Annotated in this window: 15 protein-coding genes and 1 pseudogene; 9 read left to right on the plus strand and 7 right to left on the minus strand. The window is 71.4% G+C overall.

Annotation, left to right across the window (positions count from 1 at the left end; genetic code table 11):
• Positions 1–245 precede the first annotated feature (245 nt).
• Positions 246–440 (minus strand): hypothetical protein, encoded by a 195-nt coding sequence (locus ACSRUE_RS12745; protein ID WP_441291214.1) that lies wholly within the window; start codon positions 438–440, stop codon positions 246–248.
• A gap of 742 nt (positions 441–1,182) precedes the next feature.
• Here ACSRUE_RS12745 and ACSRUE_RS12750 point away from each other — a divergent pair.
• Together ACSRUE_RS12750 and ACSRUE_RS12755 are read left to right on the plus strand one after the other, a co-directional pair.
• Entirely contained in the window at positions 1,183–1,821 is a 639-nt protein-coding gene (locus tag ACSRUE_RS12750) for a hypothetical protein (protein ID WP_441291215.1), read from the plus strand.
• A gap of 154 nt (positions 1,822–1,975) precedes the next feature.
• Positions 1,976–3,106, plus strand: coding sequence for a DUF4419 domain-containing protein (locus ACSRUE_RS12755; RefSeq protein WP_441291216.1), 1,131 nt, complete (start codon positions 1,976–1,978; stop codon positions 3,104–3,106).
• 15 nt (positions 3,107–3,121) lie between these two features.
• On the opposite strand, the gene ACSRUE_RS12760 is transcribed toward ACSRUE_RS12755, so the two are convergent.
• On the minus strand, positions 3,122–5,449 hold the full coding sequence (locus ACSRUE_RS12760; RefSeq protein ID WP_441291217.1) for an AAA family ATPase: 2,328 nt from the start codon (positions 5,447–5,449) through the stop codon (positions 3,122–3,124).
• 573 nt (positions 5,450–6,022) lie between these two features.
• Between ACSRUE_RS12760 and ACSRUE_RS12765 the strand changes: the two genes are divergently transcribed.
• On the plus strand, positions 6,023–7,639 hold the full coding sequence (locus ACSRUE_RS12765; RefSeq protein WP_441291218.1) for a hypothetical protein: 1,617 nt from the start codon (positions 6,023–6,025) through the stop codon (positions 7,637–7,639).
• Between the two features lie 29 nt (positions 7,640–7,668).
• On the opposite strand, the gene ACSRUE_RS12770 is transcribed toward ACSRUE_RS12765, so the two are convergent.
• A complete protein-coding gene (locus ACSRUE_RS12770; RefSeq protein WP_437764417.1) occupies positions 7,669–8,214 on the minus strand; it encodes a hypothetical protein in 546 nt (181 codons plus the stop codon).
• A gap of 256 nt (positions 8,215–8,470) precedes the next feature.
• Between ACSRUE_RS12770 and ACSRUE_RS12775 the strand changes: the two genes are divergently transcribed.
• Positions 8,471–10,978, plus strand: a complete 2,508-nt coding sequence (locus ACSRUE_RS12775; protein WP_441291219.1) for a PAS domain-containing protein — start codon at positions 8,471–8,473, stop codon at positions 10,976–10,978.
• A gap of 15 nt (positions 10,979–10,993) precedes the next feature.
• Here the strand turns inward: ACSRUE_RS12775 and argF are convergent, their stop codons facing one another.
• The 3 genes from argF to ACSRUE_RS12790 form a co-directional block, all read right to left on the minus strand.
• Complete coding sequence (gene argF, locus ACSRUE_RS12780) at positions 10,994–11,929, minus strand: ornithine carbamoyltransferase (RefSeq protein ID WP_437764419.1); 936 nt, start codon at positions 11,927–11,929, stop codon at positions 10,994–10,996.
• Positions 11,930–12,073: 144 nt separating this feature from the next.
• The gene (gene rtcA, locus ACSRUE_RS12785) at positions 12,074–13,093 is read right to left on the minus strand and encodes an RNA 3'-terminal phosphate cyclase (RefSeq protein ID WP_441291220.1); all 1,020 of its coding nucleotides are present in this window, start codon (positions 13,091–13,093) and stop codon (positions 12,074–12,076) included.
• A 50-nt stretch (positions 13,094–13,143) separates the two neighbouring features.
• Positions 13,144–14,370: an RtcB family protein gene (locus ACSRUE_RS12790; RefSeq protein WP_441291221.1), complete on the minus strand. Its 1,227-nt coding sequence runs from the start codon at positions 14,368–14,370 to the stop codon at positions 13,144–13,146.
• Between the two features lie 214 nt (positions 14,371–14,584).
• Here ACSRUE_RS12790 and rtcR point away from each other — a divergent pair, with 214 nt between their 5' ends.
• From rtcR to ACSRUE_RS12815, 5 genes and pseudogenes are all read left to right on the plus strand, one after another.
• Positions 14,585–16,240 (plus strand): RNA repair transcriptional activator RtcR, encoded by a 1,656-nt coding sequence (rtcR, locus tag ACSRUE_RS12795; protein WP_441291222.1) that lies wholly within the window; start codon positions 14,585–14,587, stop codon positions 16,238–16,240.
• 369 nt (positions 16,241–16,609) lie between these two features.
• Complete coding sequence (locus tag ACSRUE_RS12800; protein WP_437764423.1) at positions 16,610–16,774, plus strand: hypothetical protein; 165 nt, start codon at positions 16,610–16,612, stop codon at positions 16,772–16,774.
• Positions 16,775–17,022: 248 nt separating this feature from the next.
• Positions 17,023–17,847, plus strand: coding sequence for a formylglycine-generating enzyme family protein (locus ACSRUE_RS12805; protein WP_441291223.1), 825 nt, complete (start codon positions 17,023–17,025; stop codon positions 17,845–17,847).
• A 19-nt stretch (positions 17,848–17,866) separates the two neighbouring features.
• Positions 17,867–18,102 (plus strand): annotated as a pseudogene (locus ACSRUE_RS12810) (sigma 54-dependent transcriptional regulator); the annotation flags it as partial.
• Between the two features lie 225 nt (positions 18,103–18,327).
• Positions 18,328–18,942: a glutathione S-transferase family protein gene (locus ACSRUE_RS12815; RefSeq protein ID WP_437764424.1), complete on the plus strand. Its 615-nt coding sequence runs from the start codon at positions 18,328–18,330 to the stop codon at positions 18,940–18,942.
• Between the two features lie 83 nt (positions 18,943–19,025).
• Here the strand turns inward: ACSRUE_RS12815 and ACSRUE_RS12820 are convergent, their stop codons facing one another.
• Positions 19,026–20,507 (minus strand): M16 family metallopeptidase, encoded by a 1,482-nt coding sequence (locus ACSRUE_RS12820; RefSeq protein WP_441291224.1) that lies wholly within the window; start codon positions 20,505–20,507, stop codon positions 19,026–19,028.
• Positions 20,508–20,516 lie beyond the last annotated feature (9 nt).

Consider the following 20,516-nt stretch of genomic DNA (forward strand, 5'->3'; position numbering starts at 1 on the left):
TGATTGCCCCGAAATGCGCGCGCTGCCAAGCGCCACCACCCCCTTTCATGGGCAGATTCTGTGGCTGGCAGGAATGTTGCCCGCGATGGCGCCGATCCCCCGGGGGTACGGGCTCTCTCCCGAGCGGCTACCCGGCGAGGTGGCTGGCGGAGCGCGCCTGCGGAGAGGGAGGCCAACGCGGGCTGACTGCCGTCAGCCGGTGCTCGATCTCGTGGAGGAGCACGGCGTGCCCGTATCGAGCTGGCCTAACGGACGCACGTGCAGGCCGAGTGTTCGGATTCACGCGAGTCCGGGTCCTGATCGTTCGCCCTGTCGATGACGTTCGCGTCCAGGCCGAGCAGCCGCAAGAGATCGGTGACGAGCTCGACGGCCTCCTTCTTGTCCTCTGGCGTGCGCGGGGAAGACCATGTGTTGTTCTTCTCGATCAGCTTCTTTTCCACGGCCTTGATCGGATCGATCTGGAGGTCGGGCCGGCCTGGCGACGCCGGCGGGGTGCCGGCTCGCTGCTGTAAGGTATCCCCAGAGCCGGGAGGTCGCGGCGCAGGAGTGGCCGGTCGCGCCCCCTTCGGCGCGCCGTTCCCCGGCGGCTGCGGTGATGGCCCGTTCTTCGCGGAGGGCCCGTCCGCGGGCGGCTTGTTGTCGGCGGGCGCAGCGCCCCTCGGCGGCGTCGGGCCGTTGTTTCCTTTGGGAGCGTTGGTGCCGCTCTGGCCTGGCTGCGTGCCGGTGGTGTTGGGACCCTTGGCGTCACTGGGGTTGGAGCCCTTGGCGCTCGCAGCGTCCGGCGCCTTGGCAGGATTTGTGCCGGCCTCACCCGTCTTGGGCGAGGCCTGGGGCGACGTGCCGTCCTTCGGAGCGTTGTTGTTTGCGGGCGAGCTGCCAGCAACGTCGCTCGGAGTTGGTGCACCACGCCCGGGCGCCGTCGCACCGGGGTTTGCCTGGGCGGGAGGGGTGGGCGCAGTCGTGTTGTTGCCTTGCGGAGCGGCCGTGGCGCCGCCAGGCCTGGGGCCCTGGGGGACGTCGCCCTTGGGCGTCGCACCGGGGTTTGCCTGGGCGGGAGGGGTGGGCGCAGTCGTGTTGTTGCCTTGCGGAGCGGCCGTGGCGCCGCCAGGCCTGGGGCCCTGGGGGACGTCGCCCTTGGGCAAAACGGGCTGCGGAGTACCTCCCTGTGGAGGCCCTGCGCTGGTGGACGCGTTGTTGCTCGGCAGCGAGGGAGAGCCCGGGTTGCGGCTCGCCGGCTGGGGGCCGCTCGGCCCCGTGGAATTGTTGCTCGGCTGCGAGGAAGCGGGGGACGCGGGGTTGCTCCGCGGCGTGACGCCCCGGTCGGGGGCGACGCCGACCTCGCTGCGGGGGACATCGCCCGGTCTCGGCGCGACAGGCTGCGACCTCGGCGCGACAGGCTGCGACGTCGTCGCGCTCCCGGAAGCGCCTCCCGCCGTCGCCGAGGGCGCGGGCTTCGGCGCCGTCGGCGCGCTCGGAGACGAAGCGCTCGGGAGCCTCATCTTGCGCGACACGGGATCCCAGCTGCTCTCGACGCTCCCCTGGGCGGCATTGGCGCCGGTCACGCTGCTCCCGCTGGTCGGGTGTGCGAAGGCGCCCGCGCTCTTCACCTGGGTACGCAGCCCCGACCGTACAGCCCGTGCCCCCGCGTTGCGGCTACCCTTGCCCGGAGTCCCCCCGCCGCGCGACCCGATGCCCATGGTCCATGTTTGCCCCGAAACCCCCGCGCTGCCAAGCGCCCGCCATCACGGGCGGCAGGTGCCGTTCGATGTCATCCCCCATCGCAGCGTCTGCTCGCTCCGGATCCACGCGAACGCAGCGTGATCTTCCGCCTGCGGGGGCGAAACCGGCGTCGAACCCACGCGACCGGGGAGCCGCCGCCGGGTGAGTTGTCTCGCACGGCGCGCTCGTGTACGAGGTGCGAGAGGGCGGCGCTGGATCGCGCCGCCATCGCGCAGCGCCAAGAGCACGAGGAACCATGAGCGTTACGACGATCGCCGTTGCTGATGTCGAGCCTTCGACGGCGCCGCTGCCCGCGTTCGACGAGGAGGCCTCGGTGCAGAGCCTCCTCGTTTCGCCTATCGAGGCGGCCTTCCGCCACCGGCTGCCGCTCGTCGGGCGCACGGACGTGCACCCTCTTGTACAGGCGGCCTACATGGCCTTCACCCAGCGTTACTCGCTCGTGCTCTCGCCGGATGTGATCTGGTTCTGCATCGCGCGGGGGTTCACGTTGCATCTCGCCGCGAACGAGGAGCAACGGCGCCAGTTCCTCGTCGACGAGCGCGACTTCGATCTGCGGCTGGATCGGCCGGATTTCACGCTCGGCCAGGTGAACCCGTGGCCCGTCGCGTTTCCGGAGTTCTCCACCCAGATCGCCGCGCGGGTCGGCAAGCTGTCGGAGCTCGTGACCGGCAATTTCTCGACCACGGGACCGGTGGAGCGGATGGCGTCGGAGCTCACGGTGATGACCCCGTTCGTGCCTGACTACGAATGGCAGCCGCCTTTCCCCGCCGACATGGTGTTTCCGAACCGCGGGATCCCGCGCATCCACCTGCTCGGCACCGCGGACGACTGGCGCTGGATATGCCAGCGCGCGGCGGCGTTCGGCCAGTTCGGGGCGGAGCGCTGGACTCGCGCGCTCCTGCCGGTGCTCGAGCAGCTCGTCGCCGCGGCGGAGGGCCGCCAGGATTCGGCGTTCTGGCGCTCCTTCTTCCGGTACGAGAACGCCGCGGACGAGCTCACCGGCTGGATCCACGTGCTCTTTCCTTACCTGCGCGCCTGGCCTGCCGATCACTTCGTGCTGAATCGGCACCTCGACGACTGGTTCGATCGCTGGAACGCGGCGGAGGCCCGGCGCAACCCGCTCGCCGCGCTGGCGTCGCCGGAAGGGCCGGGGTTCAACCGGCTTCCGCCCGGGCTCACCAGCACGCCGCTTCGTTTCATCGACGAGCACAGCCGGGAGCACTCCCTCGATTTCATCAGCGGCTTGATCGGCGTCACGCAAGATCCGCACTCGCTCTCGTTGATTCCGGAGTTCGTGTGGGCCATCGTCCACGAGGGACTCGAAGCCGGGGCCGAGCAGCCGGGCGAGGCGGCCGAAGCTTCCTGAGCGACGGCGGTCAGCCTACCCGAACCGCACCTCGAGCCCCGCGCCCCCGCCCGCCACCACGATCTCTCGATCCCGGCACCCCGGATCCTCCGCCATGCGCGCCGCGATCGGCGTGATCACCCGCTCCTCGATCACCCGCTTCAGCGGCCGCGCCCCGCGCCTCGGATCGAACCCCGCCTCGGCCAGGAAGGATCGCGCCTCGGGCAGCACACGGAGCCTCAGGTTGCGCCGCACGAGCCCGGTGCGCGCCTCGGCCTTGGCGAGCTCGAGATCGACGATCCTGAGCACGCTGTCCCGCCCGAGGCCCCGGAACTGCACGACGTGGTCGATGCGGTTCACGAACTCCGGCCGGAAGTGCTCGCGCACGCCCGCCGGCGCTGCGCGCCGCGCGCCCGGGGGCAGGGCGCGCTCGTCGTCGCCGCCGAAGCCGACCGGCGCCCGGTCGGCGACGCCGAGGTTCGAGGTCATCACGAGGAGCACCATCCGGAAATCCACGTGGCGCCCGTCCTCGTCCGTCAGCCGCCCCTCGCCGAGGATCGCGAGCAAGAGGTCGAACACCTCGCGGTGCGCCTTCTCGATCTCGTCGAGGAGCACGAGCGACAGCGGCTCCTGCCGCACGCGCTGCGCCAGCGTCGTCGCGTCCGGCCCCGCCGCGAGCAGGCGCGCCGACGAGCCCGGGAGCCTGTACTCGCTCATGTCGAGCCGGATCATCCGCCCCTCGTCGCCGAACATCGACCGCGCGAGCTCCTTCGCGAGCTCCGTCTTGCCCACGCCGGTCGGGCCGACGAACAGCAGCGTGCCGCACGGGCGCTCGGGGTCGTTCATCCCGGCCTTGAAACGCGCCAGCACCCGCGCCGCCGTGTCGCACGCCTCGTCCTGCCCGATCACGCGCCGCTTCAGCCCGCGCGCGATCGTCTCGGCGCTCGCGGGGATCTCGTCGGCGATGAGCTCGATCGGCAGCCCCGAGTGGCGCGCGTAGGCCTCGGACACGTCCCGCGGGTACAGCACGCGCGCCGGCGCCGCTCCGGCCGCCTCCGCCTCCCCGCCGGCCCGGGCGCCGGCCTCCTGCGCGAGCCAGTCGAAGAAGCGGAACGCCTTGCCGGGGAAGAGCACGTCGCGCCGGAACATCGCGAGGTGCTGCACCAGCCGCTTCTTGCCCGCCGGGTGCAGCCGGACGCGCGTGTCCTTCCGCGCCTCGTACTCCGCGAGCAGCGCCGGCACCGCGGCCGCATCCGGCTCGCGCAGCCGGACGATCTGGAAGCACGCCACGAGCGACGCCGCGCGGCGCTGGCACGCCTCGAGCTCCGGCTCGGTGCACTCCGCGACGAGGCTCACCTCGCCGGTCCGGAGCGCGGGCAGGAACACGTCGCCGATCGACGCGCCGTCCGGCTGCGGCCGGAGCAGCTGCAGGAGCGCGCCGACGTGGAGCAGATCCCCCTCGTGCGACAGCTCGCTCACGAGCTTCAGGCACCTCGCCTGCCACATGCCGAGGTACTTCATCCCGGCGAGCAGCCGATCGGCCGACGTGCTGAACAGGCCCGGCGAGCTCGCGCGCGCCTTGTCCCTTCGCCACGCCGCGAACCGCCGCGCCAGCCGGTGGACCCAGGTCGTCTTGCCGACGCCCGGGCCGCCCACCAGCAGGATCGACGGCATCGACGAGGCGCGCGCCACGTCGAACAGCGGCAGCGCCTGCTCGAGCTCCTCGGACTCGCCCACCGCGGGCGGCAGCCGCTGGCGCGCGGCCTTCTCGACGAGATCCTCGGAGACGGCGTGCAGCGTCGGGCGCTCGTCCTCCGGGCGCCGGGCGGTCCGGCCGGCGCGCTCCATCCGGCGCGGCGACCACGGGCGCACGTACTCGTCTCCCTCCCGGCGAAAATCGAAGAGCGACCGCGGGGACTCGCCGAGCAGCGCGCTCGTGACGAGCTGGCGGAGCACGTCGGGCGCAATCGAGAGATCCTCGAGGACCACGGACCAGCCGAAGCGGGGGAGCATCACGCGGACGCCGCCCTCGGCGAGCTTGCTCGCGAGGTACGTGAGCCGCAGCGGGATCTGGCGCCGGCCGACGACGGCGGTCCGCTTGACCGTGGTCTGCGGGTGGACGTCGACGTCCAGCGAGCGGACCTCGAACGACTCGTCCCACAGGTAGCGCTCGAGATCGTCCTCGTCCGTGGCGAGCCTCGCGTGGAGCTCGAGCTCGATCGCGCGCAGCACGTCGTCCTCGGAGGCGCCATAGGCGGACGGCGCCGGCCGATCGAAGAGGAATGCCCACGTGCGCAGGAGGATGCCGGTGACGCGGCCGTCGTGGTGGGCGATGAAATAGACGCGGAGCGATTTCTTGCTCATACGGTGGCGGTGGAAACGCGCAGCCTGAGCGCGCGAGCCTACCACACCCGGACAGCACCCCGGTCCGGGAGCTCCGCTGCGTTGCTCGGCGGCGCTGTTGGTTGTTTCGTCGCGCGCGCCGTCGTTTCATTGCTCCGCTCTTTCATGTCGCCATTGCGGCGATTCCGCCGCAGTCGTCCGCGCAGCGCCCCGAGGGGGCCTGTCCCGGCGCGAGGGGGAGCGGCGCCGGAATACACTGACGGTCGACTCAACGTCAGAGCCACCCCATGCGTCGTGGTGACGGCGTGCGTCAAAACGGCTGCGCGCCGCGACGCAGGAACAACTGCGCTGCATAATTCTGGCGGTGTGGAGATGTGTAATCTCATCCACCCTGGTCTCCTCGGGAGGTGTAGAGTGGTGTTCATGCCGCAAACGCCTTATTTCACGACGCCTTGCCGCCGCGCGGCTCGAGCCGCGTTTTCCTTGTTCCTGTCGCTTGCCCCGCTCGCGGGGGCCGTGCCCGCGAGCGCTGCTGTGACGCAGCTGGACGGCACGCGCCTGCCCACGGCGGTCCGCAAGAATGAGCTTGATCTCGTGACCAGCCGGGGTTTCCGCGAGGACGCCGTCACGCTCGAGGGGCTCTTCGGGTACCGGGGGGAAGACATCGATCCCGTGGCCGACGCGAGCACGGAGCCAGGTGTCTTCTCGCCGCTCTGCGGGTTCACGGGAGAGCTGGTGCTGCGCGGGGGCGGGTGCAAGGTCGCCTTCGGCTGGTACAACGCGACCGCGAGCGGCGTGCGCCCGCCGGACAACCAGATCTACGAGCTGATCCCCGCGGACACCAAAACGGCGTTCCGGTGCCAGGACGACGATTTCTGCCCGCTGGCCACGATGGTGACCACCCAGACGGGGCAGCACGGCTGGACGCCGCGGCAGTTCTCGGCGGCGGACATCCGGAACGATCGGCGGTACCAGGGCGGCCTGGTCGGCTTCGCGCTGATCGGCAAGGAGGGCACCTACTGCACCCAGACGAAGTTCTCGCAGCGCGAGCTGAACACCGTCTGCACGAGCTGCACGCCGAACGCGCCGTGGGTGACGACGCTCATCTACACGTCGACCGCCGAGCCCGACGCGTTCTATGTCGCCTTCGAGGACCTGCCCGTGACCGCGACGAGCTGGAAGGGGAGCCAGGGCGGGTACGAGAACGACGGCGATTTCAACGATTTCGTCTACTACATCACCGGCGTGACCTGCAAAGGCGGCGGCGAGATCTGCGATACGGGCCTGCAGGGCGCGTGCGCCGTGGGCAGGACGGGCTGCGCGACCGAGGGCGAGGTCCAGTGCCTGCCCGTGCTCGAGCCTGGCGAGCAGAAAGAGACCTGCGATAACATCGACAACGACTGCGACGGCAAGGTCGACAACGGCGAGGGGCTCTGCAACGAGGGCTTCGTGTGCAACCGCGGGTCGTGCGTGCCGTACTGCGGGCGCGGCGAGGTGGTCTGCGACGTCGGCCTCGTCTGCAACAACGACGGCTTCTGCGTGGAGCCGGCGTGCGTCGACAAGGAGTGCACCGGCGGCCAGATCTGCGTCGGCGGCAACTGCGTGGGCGGGTGCGACGGCGTCGTCTGCCCCGCGAACCAGGAGTGCCAGCTCGGGCGGTGCGTGGATCTCTGCGCCCACATCGAGTGCGAGGACGGCGCGGTCTGCGAGCGCGGCATCTGCCAGTCCAACTGCGGCTGCCGTACCTGCCCGACCGGCAAGGTGTGCGGGGGGGACGGCCGTTGCGTCGACACCGGCTGCGACGGCAAGACGTGCGCTGACGGGCAGGTCTGCGTCGCCGGGAGCTGCGCCGACGCGTGCGCGGGCGCCGTCTGCCCCGGCAACGCGCCGTGCGTCAACGGGGTCTGCGGCGAGCCGGTGGTCAACGGCGGCGCCGCCTCCGCCGCGAGCGGAGGGCCGATCGGACCCGACGTGGGGCTCGACGATCCGGTGGATCTGACCACTGGCTCCGGCTCTGGTTCCGGCTCCGGCTCCGGCTCCGGCGGCGCGAGCGGCGGCGGCACGGGCGGCAACAAGCCCGACACGTCCTGCGCGTGCCGCGCGGGCGCGACCTCGGAGGCCTCGCCGGCGAGGGTCGGCCTGCTCGGGCTCGGTCTCCTGCTGCTCGCCGGCCGCAGGCGCCGCGCGCGCCGCGCCGCGAGCCGCCCGTAGGCCGCGCTCTGGCCCGCCGCGCGCCTGCGTCACCCCGCGGAGCGCGCGGCCATCGCCGCGACGAGGCCCCCCACGACCGCTGCCAGGACCCACGCGAGGCGCGCGCCGTACGGCGACGCGGCCGCGGCGCCGGCGGGCAGCGGGAACACCACCGACCGCACCCGCCGGGACTCCGCGTCGACAAGGAGCACGCCGTCGACGTCGAACGCGACGCGGTACTCGAGCAGCTGCCGCCGCGTCGCGGGCGTGTCGATGCGGGGTGCGAGCCGGCCCGTCTTCACCTCGGCGACATACCGCCTGGGGCCGTGCGCCACGAGGTAGTCGGCGCGGAGCCCGACGCTGACCGGCTCGCCGTCGATCTGGACTCCGTACGAGATCGCGACCTGCCGGCCGACGATGGTGTAGCCGAGCTCGCGGAGGAGCGCCTCGGCGCGGGCCTCTCCCGCGGCGCCCTGCTCCCGGCACCGCGAGAGCCGGCGCCGCTGCCATGCGCGCCTCCACGCGAGCCGGAGCGTCTGGACCAGCCCGAAGGAGAGCGCCGCGCCGGCCACGGCCAGGAGGAGCTCGGGCGGCATGTCGCGGAAATCCACGCTGCGCGGGTTTGCTCAGGAATCGGGACACCGGGCCAAGTTTTCTGCGCCGGGACGCGCGCGGCTTGGCTGGCGCGCATGTCCGTGCGCTCCTATGACAGGGCCGCAAGAGGCATACCGCCTGCTCGTGCTCTGGTGTGGTGGCGCCGTGTTCCAAGAGCGTGCCCGGCTGATCTGGGCAGGGATGTACACCCATCGTCTGCGCGAGCACCCTCCTGCTGGATCCGAGGGTCGTCTGCCTGTGATCGAACACGAGGAGAGGCACCGTTCGCAGATCCGCGCGCTGACCGAGGCCAGCCGCGCGCTCGCGTCCGCGTGCCCGGCGCCCGCGATTCAAGAGATCGTCCTCTCGGCGGCGACGCGTCTGAGCGGCTCCGGCAGGGCCGTCCTGATCTTGAACGATGAGGGCGGGCGTCCGGTCGTGCGAGCGGCGCTGGGGCTCGATCCGGCGCTGCTCGCCGAGCTCTGCGGCCGCCCGCTCCCGAGCGCCGACGACGGGATAGCGCGAGCGCTGGACGGGGCGGCCCACGTCGCCGCCGCGCCGCTCGTCGTCGGCGGCCTTGTCTCTGGCGTGCTCGCGGTCGAGCGGGACGCCCCGGCCTCCGGCGAGGATGCCTGGCTGATCGAGGCGCTCGCCGATCAGGCCGCTGTCGCGCTCGCTGGCCCCGCCGATGGCGCCGCGCACGCAGGCGCCCGGGAGCCGCGCGCGCGCCTGGAGGCGGACGTACAGGACGAGCGCTATCGCCTCCTCGGTCGAGCGATCAAGGACCCGATCTGGGACTGGGATATCCGGACGGACCGGGTCGAGCGCAACGTGACGTTTCACGAGGTCTTCCGCTACACGCCCGAGCAGACGGCCCCGACCGGCGCGTGGTGGGTGGGCCGCATGCTGCCCGAGGATCGCGACCGCATTGCGCGCGCGCTCGAGGAGCTCATCCACGGGGGCGCCGACACCTGGTCGGCGCAGTACCGCGTCTACCGCGGCGACGGCTCCGTCGCCCGCGTGTTCGATCGCGGCACGGTGCTCCGCGACGCGGGAGGCAAGGCGATCCGCATGGTCGGCGCCTCGGTCGACCTGACCGAGCGGTTCCGGATCGAGAGCGCGCTCCAGGACCGGGAGGATCGGCTCCGGCTGGCCACGTGGGCGGCGGACGTGGGCACGTGGCGGGTCGACCTGGAGACGCGGTACGACACGAGGGACGCGAGCCTGAACCGCATCCTGGGCCTGGACGAGCGCGAGACGACGCAGCCCGTGGGCGACTGGCTGAGCCGCGTCCACCCGGAGGATCTCGACGCGGTGATCGCCACGCACGAGCGGAGCGTCCGCGAGCGGTGCATCTACGACGTCATCCACCGCGTCGTCCGCGCCGACGGGTCGATCCGGTGGGTCCACGATCGCGGGCGCATCGTCGCCGATCGGGACGGCTCCCCGCTGTTCCTGACGGGCGCCGTCGTCGACATCACCGAGCTGAAGCAGCTCGAGCACGAGCGCACGGAGCTGCTCCGCCGCGAGCAGCAGGCGCTCGCCCAGTCGGAGAAGGACCGCATCCGGGCCGAGGACGCGAACCGCATGAAGGACGAGTTCCTCGCGACGGTCTCCCACGAGCTGCGGACGCCGCTCACGGCGATCCTGGGCTGGGCGCGGCTGATCAAGGACAAGGCCCTCGCCCCGGAGCGCGTCAAGCAGGGCATGGCGTCGATCGAGCGCAACGCCCACGCGCAGGCGCAGATCGTCGACGATATCCTGACGGTCTCCCGGATCATCACGGGCAAGCTGCGGCTCCGCACGATCGCCGTGGATCTCGCCGCGGTCATCGAGGCCGCCGTGGACACCATCACGCCGACGGCGAAGGCGAAGGAGATCGAGATCCGCGTCGAGCCGGGCGAGGGGCTCAGCCACGTGTGCGGCGACCCGGATCGCCTCCAGCAGGTCATGTGGAATCTGCTCTCCAACGCGGTGAAATTCACCCCGAAGCGGGGGCTGGTCACCGTCCGGGTGGGGCGGAGCGACTCCCAGGTCGCGATCTCGGTCACGGACAACGGCAAGGGCATCGCCACGTCGTTCCTGCCGTATGTGTTCGACCGCTTCCGCCAGGGCGACTCCTCCCCGACGAGGGCTCACGGCGGGCTCGGCCTGGGGCTCGCGATCGTCCGCCACATTGTCGAGCTGCACGGCGGCACGGTGGAGGCGGAGAGCCCGGGCGAGGGGGGAGGGGCGACGTTCACGGTGACGCTCCCCCTGCCCGCGGCGCCCTCCGCCGCGCACGAGCGGCCGCCGCCTGCGCCGGGGCGCGCCCCGCTGCGGAGCGGGGAGCCGCCGCTCTTCGGCGTTCACGTCCTCGTCGTCGAGGATGAGCCGGACGCCCGGGAGCTGCTCGCGTTCTTGCTGGAGGGAGCGGGCGCGCGGGTCACCACGGCCGACTCGGCGAGCGAGGCCATGAGCGTCCTGGAGCGGCTGAGGCCCGATGTCCTGCTCAGCGACATCGGTATGCCCGGGGAGAGCGGCTATGCGCTGATCCACCAGCTCCGCGCGGCGGGCCGGGACGAGATCCGGCGTATCCCCGCCGTGGCCCTGACCGCCTATGCCCGGATCGAGGACCGGAGGAGGGCGCTGGCGGCCGGCTTCCAGAAGCACGTCGCCAAGCCGATCGACCCTGCCGACCTGGTGCAGGTCGTCGCGGACCTCACGGGCCGCTCGGGCAGCGACGGGCCCCCCGCCCGCCCCCGGCGCGGCGCCCTCCTCGGTTGACCCCGCGCGGTCGCGTCAGGCGAGCTCGACGCCGAGCAGCCACAGCATCAGCGCCTTCTGCACGTGCAGCCGGTTCTCGGCCTGATCCCACACGCGCGAGCGCGGCCCTTCGAGCGTCTCGTCGTCGATCTCCTCGCCGCGGTGCGCCGGCAGGCAGTGCAGCACGATGGAGTGCTGCGCGGCCTTCGCCATCACCCTGGCGTCCACGGTCCAGCCGGCGAACGCGGCGCGGCGCTTCTCCGCCTCGGCCTCGTGTCCCATGCTCGCCCACACGTCCGTGTTCACCACGTCCGCGCCCGCCGCGCCCTCGCGCGGGTCGTGCGTGATCGTGACGTGGCCCGTCTTCCGCGCGCGCTCGACCTCGTCCGCGGGCGGCATGTACCCCTCGGGCCCCGCCAGCACGAGGTGGAAGTCGAAGAGCGGCGCCGCCTCGAGCCACGAGCGCGCCATGTTGCTCGCGCAGTCGCCGAGGAACGCGATGCGCCGGCCGGCGATGCCGGTCCTGTCCCCGCTCGCCGCGAGCGCCTCCTGGATCGTGAAGATGTCGCTGAGCACCTGCACCGGGTGGCCGTCGTCCGAGAGCGCGTTGATCACCGGCACGCTCGCCTCCGCCATCTCGAGCAGGCGCGCGGTCGACGACGTGCGGAACGCGATCGCGTCGCAGTACCGGGCGAGGACGCGCGCCGTGTCGCGGATCGGCTCGCCGCGGGCGAGCTGGCTGCCCTGGGTGCTCAGCACGACCGGATGGGCGCCGAGCTGCGCGGCGCCGACCTCGAACGACACGCGCGTGCGCGTGCTCGCCTTCTCCAGGACGACCGCGATGGCCCGGCCGGCGAGCATCGTCGTGCGCCGCCCTTTCGGCTCCTCCTTCAGGCGAGCGGCGAGCCTGAGCACGCGGTGCGCTTCGGCCAGGGTGGTGTCCGTGATCTTGAGGTAATCGCGCTTCGCCATTGTCCCGCCTTCCGCGTCGCCGCCGTCCGGGCGCGCCGTCGCGCCGCGGGCAGCCCGCGACGCAGGGCGCGCCGTACGCCCGTCGTGATGTGGCACAACCGGGACGCCGCCGTCAATCGGCCGTGGATCCGCCGTGGACCGCGCTCAGCGCCAGATCTCGATCTGCCACGCCGCGTCCGAGATCTGCTCGACCGACGCGCGGATCCCGAGGAGATCCCGGAGCAGCCCGAGGTGGGTCGTCGTGTGGGATGACGGGCGCACGGTCCGGAAGGCGCCGCGGCCCGCGAGGGCGATCGGCAAGAGCAGCTGATCGGCCAGGTGCTCGCCCACGGGGACGCCCGCCGCGAGGTAGTCACGCGCCTCCTCGGCCGCCTTCGTGGCGACGGACTCCGCGCGCACGCCCTTCGCGCCGAACCCGGTGAAGACCTCGGTCACGTGCTCGCTCTCGACGGCGATGGTGATCACGTTGCCCGGGCCGTTCCCGCCCCTCAGCACGCTGGGCTTGAAGCAGCCCGGCTCCCAGCCGAGCACCGCCGCCGCCGCGTCGAGCTCGCGCGCCGCGATGGCGCCCGGGAGGTTCGACACCGTCGCGACCGCCCGCCGGCCGCGGATCTCCCCCCGCTCGAGGAGCTCGAGCGGCGCGAGCGCCGGCGCCGGCGCGATCGAGACGCGGGCCAGCCCGCCGCCGGCCGGGTAGAAGCCGGGCGTCACGAGCGTCGCGGTGACGTCCGGCCCCATCCTCCGCACGAGCGGCAGGTAGGCGAGGTCCAGGAAGTCGAACGGCGGCGCCAGGGGGTTGTGCGTGCCGCCCTCGAGCGTGAGCGCCGACGGCGCGGGCGCGCGGAGCAGCGCGGGCAGGACGGTCTGCAGCACGAGCGTCGTGCTCCCCGCGCTCCCGACCTGGAACGTGTGCTCGCCGGGGACGAGCGCGGTCGGTCGAAACACGATCTCCTGCGACCCGAGCGCGGCGCCCGACACCTCGGCGCGGCCGATCTGGGCCGCGGCCCGGACCGACGTCAGGTGTTGCCGCATCAGGCCCGGGCGCGCGCGGCCCTTGCGGATCGAGGTGATGCGGACGGGCGCCTGCGTGATCAGCGAGAGGCCGAGCGTCGTGCGGAGGATCTGGCCCCCTCCCTCTCCGATGGATCCATCGATGGTCAGCATGGCGGTCGGCTCTCCCCTGGATCAGCGATATCACGGCGCCGGGGCGCGGCTCACCCCTTCACGCAGACGACCTGCCGCAGGGTGTGGACGATCTCGACGAGATCCTTCTGCGCCCGCATCACGTCGTCGATCGGCTTGTAGGCCGCCGGCGTCTCGTCGATCACGTCCTCGTCCTTGCGGCACTCGACGCCCGCGGTCGCGGCCTCGTGGTCCGCGACGGAGAAGCGGCGGCGCGCCTCGCCCCGCGACATGACGCGGCCCGCGCCGTGGCTCGAGCTGCAGAAGCTCTCCCGGTTGCCGAGCCCGCGGACGATGAACGAGCGCGCGCCCATGCTGCCCGGGATGATCCCGAGATCACCCGCCTGCGCGCGGACGGCGCCCTTGCGGGTCACGAGGACGTCCTTCCCGTAGTGGTGCTCGCGCGCCACGTAGTTGTGGTGGCAGTTCACCGCCTCCACGGTCGCGTCGAAGGGCGGCAGCTCGCCCGAGCCGCGGAGCGCCTCGACCACCTGCGCCATCATCAGCTCGCGGTTCACCGCCGCGAAGTCCTGCGCCCACGACACGGCCTGCATGTAGTCGTGGAAGTGCCTCGTCCCGTCCGGCAGGTAGGCGAGGTCGGCGTCGGGCAGGTTGATGAAGAAGCGCCTCATCTCCTGCTTGGCGAGCTCGATGAAGTGGCTCCCGACCCGGTTGCCGACGCCGCGCGACCCGCTGTGCAGCATGACCCAGACACGGTCCTCCTCGTCGAGGCAGAGCTCGATGAAGTGGTTGCCGGTCCCGAGCGTGCCGAGGTGCTCGATGGCGTAGCCGCGCCCGACGCGCGGGTGCTTCTCGACGATCTGCCGGTACCGCGGCTCGAGCTCGGCCCACGCGGCGACCTGGGCGGGGGGCGGCGAGCGCCACGCGCCGCGGTCGTTCTTCCCGCCGTTGTCGGTGCGGCCGTGCGGCACGGCGCCCTCGATCGCCGTCCGGAGCCCGCGCAGCGCGTCCGGCAGCTGCGACGCGGAGAGGCTCGTGCGCGCCGCCATCATCCCGCAGCCGATGTCGACGCCCACCGCCGCCGGGATGACCGCGCCGCTCGTCGCGACCACGCTCCCCACGGTCGCGCCGATGCCCTGGTGCGCGTCGGGCATCACGGCGATCCACTTGTGGATGAACGGCAGCGCGGCGAGGTTCTTGAGCTGCGCCTCCGCGGCGGTCTCGAACGGCACGCCGACCGTCCACGCCTTGATGGGCACGCCCGAGTCCGTGGGGATGACGTTGTAGCTTCGCTCCATGGCAAGGTCTCCGGTGAGGGGTCGAGCCGTCCGGCGCGTGCCGCGGCGCGCGTTCGCGGCGGGGTCCGTCGGCCTCTGTCGTTCCGTCGGTCTGTCGTTCCGTCGGTTCGGCGTTCCTGCGTATCGCACGGCGCGTGCCACCCGGAATCCAGGCGATCACGGGCCACTGGCCCTGTGGATTAGATGTGTGTATAAATAGGTTAGATAAGAATCTATGACGCGCAAGACGACCGTGGTCCTCGGCATGCTGGGCCCGACGCTGGACACCGGGAAGACGCCGGAGCGCTGGTCGCGCTGGCGCCCGAGCGTGGCGCTGTGCCAGCACGAGGACCTGATCGTCGATCGGTTCGAGCTGCTCTACCAGCGCCGCTTCGAGGGCCTGGCCGGGACGGTGATGGGCGACGTGCGGCGCGCCTCGCCGGAGACGGACATCCGCGGTCACGTGGTCGAGGTGGACGATCCGTGGGACTTCGAGGCGGTGTACGGCGCGCTCCACGACTTCGCGAGGGCGTACCCGTTCGCGCCGGACCGGGAGGACTACCTCGTCCACATCACGACGGGCACGCACGTCGCGCAGATCTGCCTGTTCTTGCTCACGGAGTCGCGGTACCTCCCGGGTCGGCTCATCCAGACGTCGCCGCCGAAGCGCGACCGTGAGGAGCTCGCGGCCGGGTCGTTCACGATCATCGATCTCGACCTCTCGAAGTACGACCGCATCGCGTCGCGCTTCCAGAAGGAGCAGCGCGAGGGGGTGTCGTTCTTGAAGAGCGGCATCGACACGCGCAACGCGGCGTACAACCGGCTGATCGAGCGGATCGAGCACGTGGCGATCGCGTCGCGGGCGCCCATCCTGCTGATGGGCCCGACGGGGGCGGGGAAATCGCAGCTCGCGCGGAAGATCTACGACCTCAAGAAGGGGCGCCGGCAGGTGGGCGGCGACTTCGTGGATCTGAACTGCGCGACGATCCGCGGCGACGGTGCGATGTCGGCGCTGTTCGGGCACACGAAGGGGTCGTTCACGGGGGCGCTCCAGGACCGCCCGGGGCTCCTGCGCAAGGCGCACGAAGGGGTGCTGTTCCTCGACGAGATCGGCGAGCTCGGCGCGGACGAGCAGGCGATGCTGCTGCGGGCGATCGAGGAGAAGGCGTTCTTGCCGGTCGGCTCGGACAGGGAGGTGAGGAGCGAGTTCCAGCTGCTCGCCGGCACGAACCGGGATCTCGCGCTGGAGGTTCTGGCGGGGCGCTTCCGCGAGGACCTGCTGGCGAGGATCAACCTGTGGACCTTCCGGCTCCCGGGCCTCCGGGAGCGGGTCGAGGACATCGAGCCGAACCTCGAGTACGAGCTCGACGCCACGGCGCGGCTGCTCGGCGTGCGGATCACGATGAGCCGCGACGCGCGCGCGCGGTTCCTCGAGTTCGCGACGTCGCGGGAGGCGGTGTGGCCGGGCAACTTCCGGGACTTCAACGCGGCCGTGACGCGGATGGCGACGCTCGCGCCCGGGGGACGGATCGGGGTGCCGATCGTGGAGGAGGAGATCGGGCGGCTCGTGGAGGCCTGGCGGCGAGCGCCGGCGGCGGGCGGGCGGGGGCTCGCCGCGGGAGGCGCGGCGGGTGAGGGGAGCGACGGGGACGAGCTCGTGGTCGCGGCGCTCGGCGCGCGCCGGGCGGCGGCGCTCGACCCGTTCGACAGGGTGCAGCTCGCCGAGGTGCTGCGGGTGCTGAAGGGCGCGCGGTCGCTGTCGGAGGCGGGACGGGTGCTGTTCGCGGCGTCGCGGGTGAAGAAGAAGAGCGTCAACGACGCGGACCGGCTGCGGAAGTACCTGGCGCGGTTCGACATCGACTGGAGCGAGGTGGTGGCGGAGGGCGGGTAGAGAGGGCTCCCCCCTATCACGGGGCCAGGACCGAGCCCCGGACAACGATGTTGCGGCGCCGAACCGTCGAGAGCCGCGCGCGACCGATGCGCGATGCTCCCGCGGGCCGTGTCACGCCGCGAGCCGTGACATGTCACGCTGCAGCCCGTGAGATGTCACGGAGAATGGGCCTCACAGCGCGGCGGGCGGCCCGTCGTCCAGCGCGTGGAACGCGACGGCTCGAGGCATCTCGCGCTCTCTGCGCCTGGCACGTGGAGTGCTACGTGCCAGTCCGAGCGGCCGAGAAACAGCGTTTTCCACAGCGGCCTGTGCTCACGGGATGACAATGGCAAATCACGAGAACATCAATCCACCGGAGCGCACCAGGTCGTGTCCTTCTGCCGCTGGCAGAGGAAGAAGCACGACGGCGGACTGGGCCACGAAAGCCTGCTCGAAGGCGTTGACTTGCTGGTGACGGAAGGGTTCAAGACGCCGGCAGCAGCGCAGAACTTCGAAAACCTGGGTGACGAGTTCGGGGTCAGCAACGTGCCATGAATACGATCGATCCGATGACGTGCGCGATCGGTGTCGCTCTCTGGGCTCTCTTGGCCGTACCCCTCGGCTGCCAGGCCGAGGCGGAGGGCCACGAGCCATCCGTCGTGCCTGACGGCAGCATGGATCCGGCCGGTCCGGAGGTGACTGGCTGGGAGGTCGCCTCGGCCGATGGATCCGTGTGTCGGCATCCGGCGGTGGTGGCGGAGTGCGCGAATGGTTGGTGTCGCGTTCCGCCGGGCTGCTTCATCATGGGCTCGCCAGAGAGCGAGCTCTGGCGTGGTGAGTACACCGAGATTCCAAGGGCGGTCACGCTCGAGCGCGGGTTCGAGATCGGGCAGTTCGAGCTGACGCGCAAGCAGTGGTCGGAGCTCGTCGAGTTCATGCCGGAGAAGCCGGTGAAGGTCCAGGATGGTACGGCGACCTGCGAGGACGACGCGTGTCCGCTCCGGTATGCGACGTGGTTCGAAGCCCTCCTCTTCGCGAACCTGCTCTCCGCACGTCACGAGCCGCCCCTCGCGCCCTGCTTCGAGCTCTCCGAATGTCAAGGCGAGCTGGGCCGCGGCGTGATTTGCGGCCGCGTGGGCCTCGCGGGCGACGCGGCGAGCGTCTACGAGTGCGAGGGCTATCGCCTGCCAACGGAGGCAGAATGGGAGTACGCCGCGCGCGCGGGGACGAGGACGGCCTACTACGGAGGTGACATCACCGGAGCGAATCCGGACGCGCGCTACGACCCCGAGCCGAACCTCGAGCCCATCGCATGGTATGACGTGAACTCGGGAGCGCGTATGCACCCCGTGGGGACGAAGCGGCCCAACCGCTGGCTCTTGTTCGACATGCTCGGCAACGTCGTCGAGTGGACCAGCGATCGACCCGTCTTTCACGATGCCGAGGGGCCAGTGACGAACCCTGCCACGGAGATCACCCTGAGGACCGACGGGACAGATCTCCGCGTGACCCGAGGCAGCAACGCCGCGGGCTCGCGTTTTCAGCTGCGAGCGGCCAGCCAGAATTACCCCGCATCGGACGCGGCGTACCGAGGCGTCGGCTTCCGTCTCGTCCGAACCCTCAAGTGAAGGCTCAGCCGCCGGGCGCCTCGTGGTCGCGGCGCTCGGCGCGCGCCGGGCGGCGGCGCTCGACCCGTCGACCGGGTGCAGCTCGCCGAGGTGCTTCGGGTGCCGAAGGGCGCGCGGTCGCTGTCGGAGGCGGGACGGGTGCTGTTCGCGGCGTCGCGGGCGAAGAAGAAGAGCGTCAACGACGCGGACCGGCTGCGGAAATACCTGGCGCGGTTCGACATCGACTGGAGCGATGTGGTGGCGGAGGGCGGGTAGAGGGGGGAACGGCGAAAGGCCGCTCACCTCGGGTGACAGAAGATCCTCTGTGCGATCCCGTACCCCCGGAAGAGCGACGCTATCCCCCTACGTTATCCATGCATCCAAGGCGACGCCCTCCCTCAACAGCGTGCGGGCCCGGTTGACGGCGGCGCAAATGGGCTGATATCCATCCAATGGGCCAGCTGGGGGCGCCCCGGCGGCGCGGGTCCGAACGGAGGTCAGATGAAGCTCTACTACTCGCACAACTCAAACCCACGTCTCGCCGTGGCTGTGGCGCGGCACGTCCAGGCGCCGGTGGAGTTCATCCGCGCGGCCCCGTTCGCGCCGGACCAGATCGAATTCTTCCGAACGCTCAACCCCAACACGCGCGTTCCGATCCTCGTCGAGGACGGCACGCCCCTCTGGGAGGCCGACGCCATTGCCTGTCGCCTGTGTCAGCTGACTGGCTCGGACTTTTGGCCCGCGCCCGCTCGTCTGCCGGAGCTCTTGCGCTGGCTGAGCTGGGCGCACCAGCATTTCAATCCGCCGGCGAGCGCGCTCTACTTCGAGTACATCGTCAAGCCCACGTTTACGACCGACCGAGCAGAGCAGTCGGTGATGGACCAACACCTGAAGGAGTTCCGACAGTTCGCGGAGGTCCTGAACGGTCTCCTGAAGGGCCGCCGCTGGCTGATCGACGACAAGCTGAGCTATGCCGACTTCCGCGTGGCCTTCGTCTTTCCGTATGCCGCGCGCGCGCGGCTGCCCTTGGCCGACTACCCCGAGGTGCAGCGGCTGTCGAACCAGCTGGACGAGATCGAGGCGTGGCGCGAGCCGTTCAAAGGCCTGGAGGGATGAGATGAGGAGCCCGCGGGCGCGCGTGGCAGGCTGAGCGCGCCTGCGCTGCGAGCTCGAGCCGAGCTACCGAGGGGAGAAGGAAATCACTCTGGCCTCGTCGTCTTCAGCACCGACCACTCGACGTCGCCGAGATCCACGAGCTGGTCGTGGAGCAGCCGCGGGGGCCCATAGACGGCGACGCCGATCTGGGCGTCAAAGTATCGCGCCGCGGCGCGCTGCAGCTGCTCGGGGCTGATGGCGCGCACCCGGCGCTCCAGCGTCGCCAGGTGGTCGAGCGGCAGCGCGTTCAGATAGAGGTTCGCGAGCGTCCCGGCCAGACCGGGAGTCGACGACACAGCAGCGGCCGTCTGGCCGAGCAAGCGCATCTTCGCCGTCTCCAGCTCGGCCAGCGTCACCGGAGAGCTCTTGATCCGCCGGATCTCCGCCAGGATCTTCTCCAGGCTCTCACCTGCGCGATCGAGATCGGCGCTGAGCTCGATCAAGAATCGGCCAGCGGTCCTGCGTTGATAGCACGCGGCGTGCACCCCATAGCTGATTCCCGTGTCGTGCCGGAGCGTGGCCGCAGAACGCGACACGGCGAGCCCGCCGATCAGCATGGCGATGAGATCGAAGGTGAGGGCGTCCGGGTCTGACAAGCCGGCGCATGGCAAAGCGACGACCAGGCTGGCGTCAGACGTGCCACCCGCGATCGCACCGATCCGGATCTCCCGGTCGCCGCGGGGGATGACCGCTGGCGGCGCTGGCTCAGGCGGCACCTGACCCTGCGCAGGGGACCATGGGCCAAAGTGGCGGCGCGCGAGCGTGAAGATCGCCTCGGCTTGCACGGCGCCCACGGCGATGAGAGCGCTGTCGCGCGGGCCGTATTGCCGTGAGTAAAAGCTCCTCACCTGATGCCCGGAGAAACCCCTGAGATTGCTCCCAAAGGCCTTGAATGGCAGCGCCAGAGGGTGATCAGGGCCATACAGCCCCTCGAGGGCGAGCTCGTTCAGCTGGGAAGAGATGCTGAGGGAGCGGCTGAACAGCGCCTGGGACTGCGCGCCGCGTGCGCTCTCGAGCGCGTCGGCGTCAAAGACGGGGTGCTGGACGAGCCGCGCCAGAAGCCATGCCGCCTTATCGGCGCCAGACGCCAGCGTCGTGATCGCGATCGCGGTTCCGGCGGAGTTCACGCTCCACCCGGGGAGCTCACCGCTGATGCGGAGCTTGCGCAGGACCTCGCCGTTTTCCAGCCGCGTCCCCTCGTTCAACATCCGGGCCGCGAGCTCCGCGAGCCCGGCGTTGCTCGGCGCTCCATCGTCGCGGGCCGCACGGTTGACGTAGACCAGCGTCACGAGCGGCAGCTCGGGCCGCTCGACGACGAGCGTCGTCATGCCGTTCTCGAGCTCGGCCGAGCGGATGTCGTGGACCCGCAGCGCTGGCTCGGCCGTGAGCGGGGGCGCGTTCGCGCGGAACTCGGCGTCCGGGGTCGGCGTGAGCGGCGGCAGGGGAGGAGGCAGCTCCACCCGCGAGCCGCAGCCCGCGAGCGCTGCACCGAAGAGCGCGGCCCACCCCATGCTTGCTCGTCTCATGCGGACACC

It is taken from the genome of Sorangium sp. KYC3313, assembly GCF_052075895.1.
In the GTDB taxonomy this organism is placed as follows: Bacteria; Myxococcota_A; Polyangia; order Polyangiales; family Polyangiaceae; genus Sorangium; species Sorangium cellulosum_B.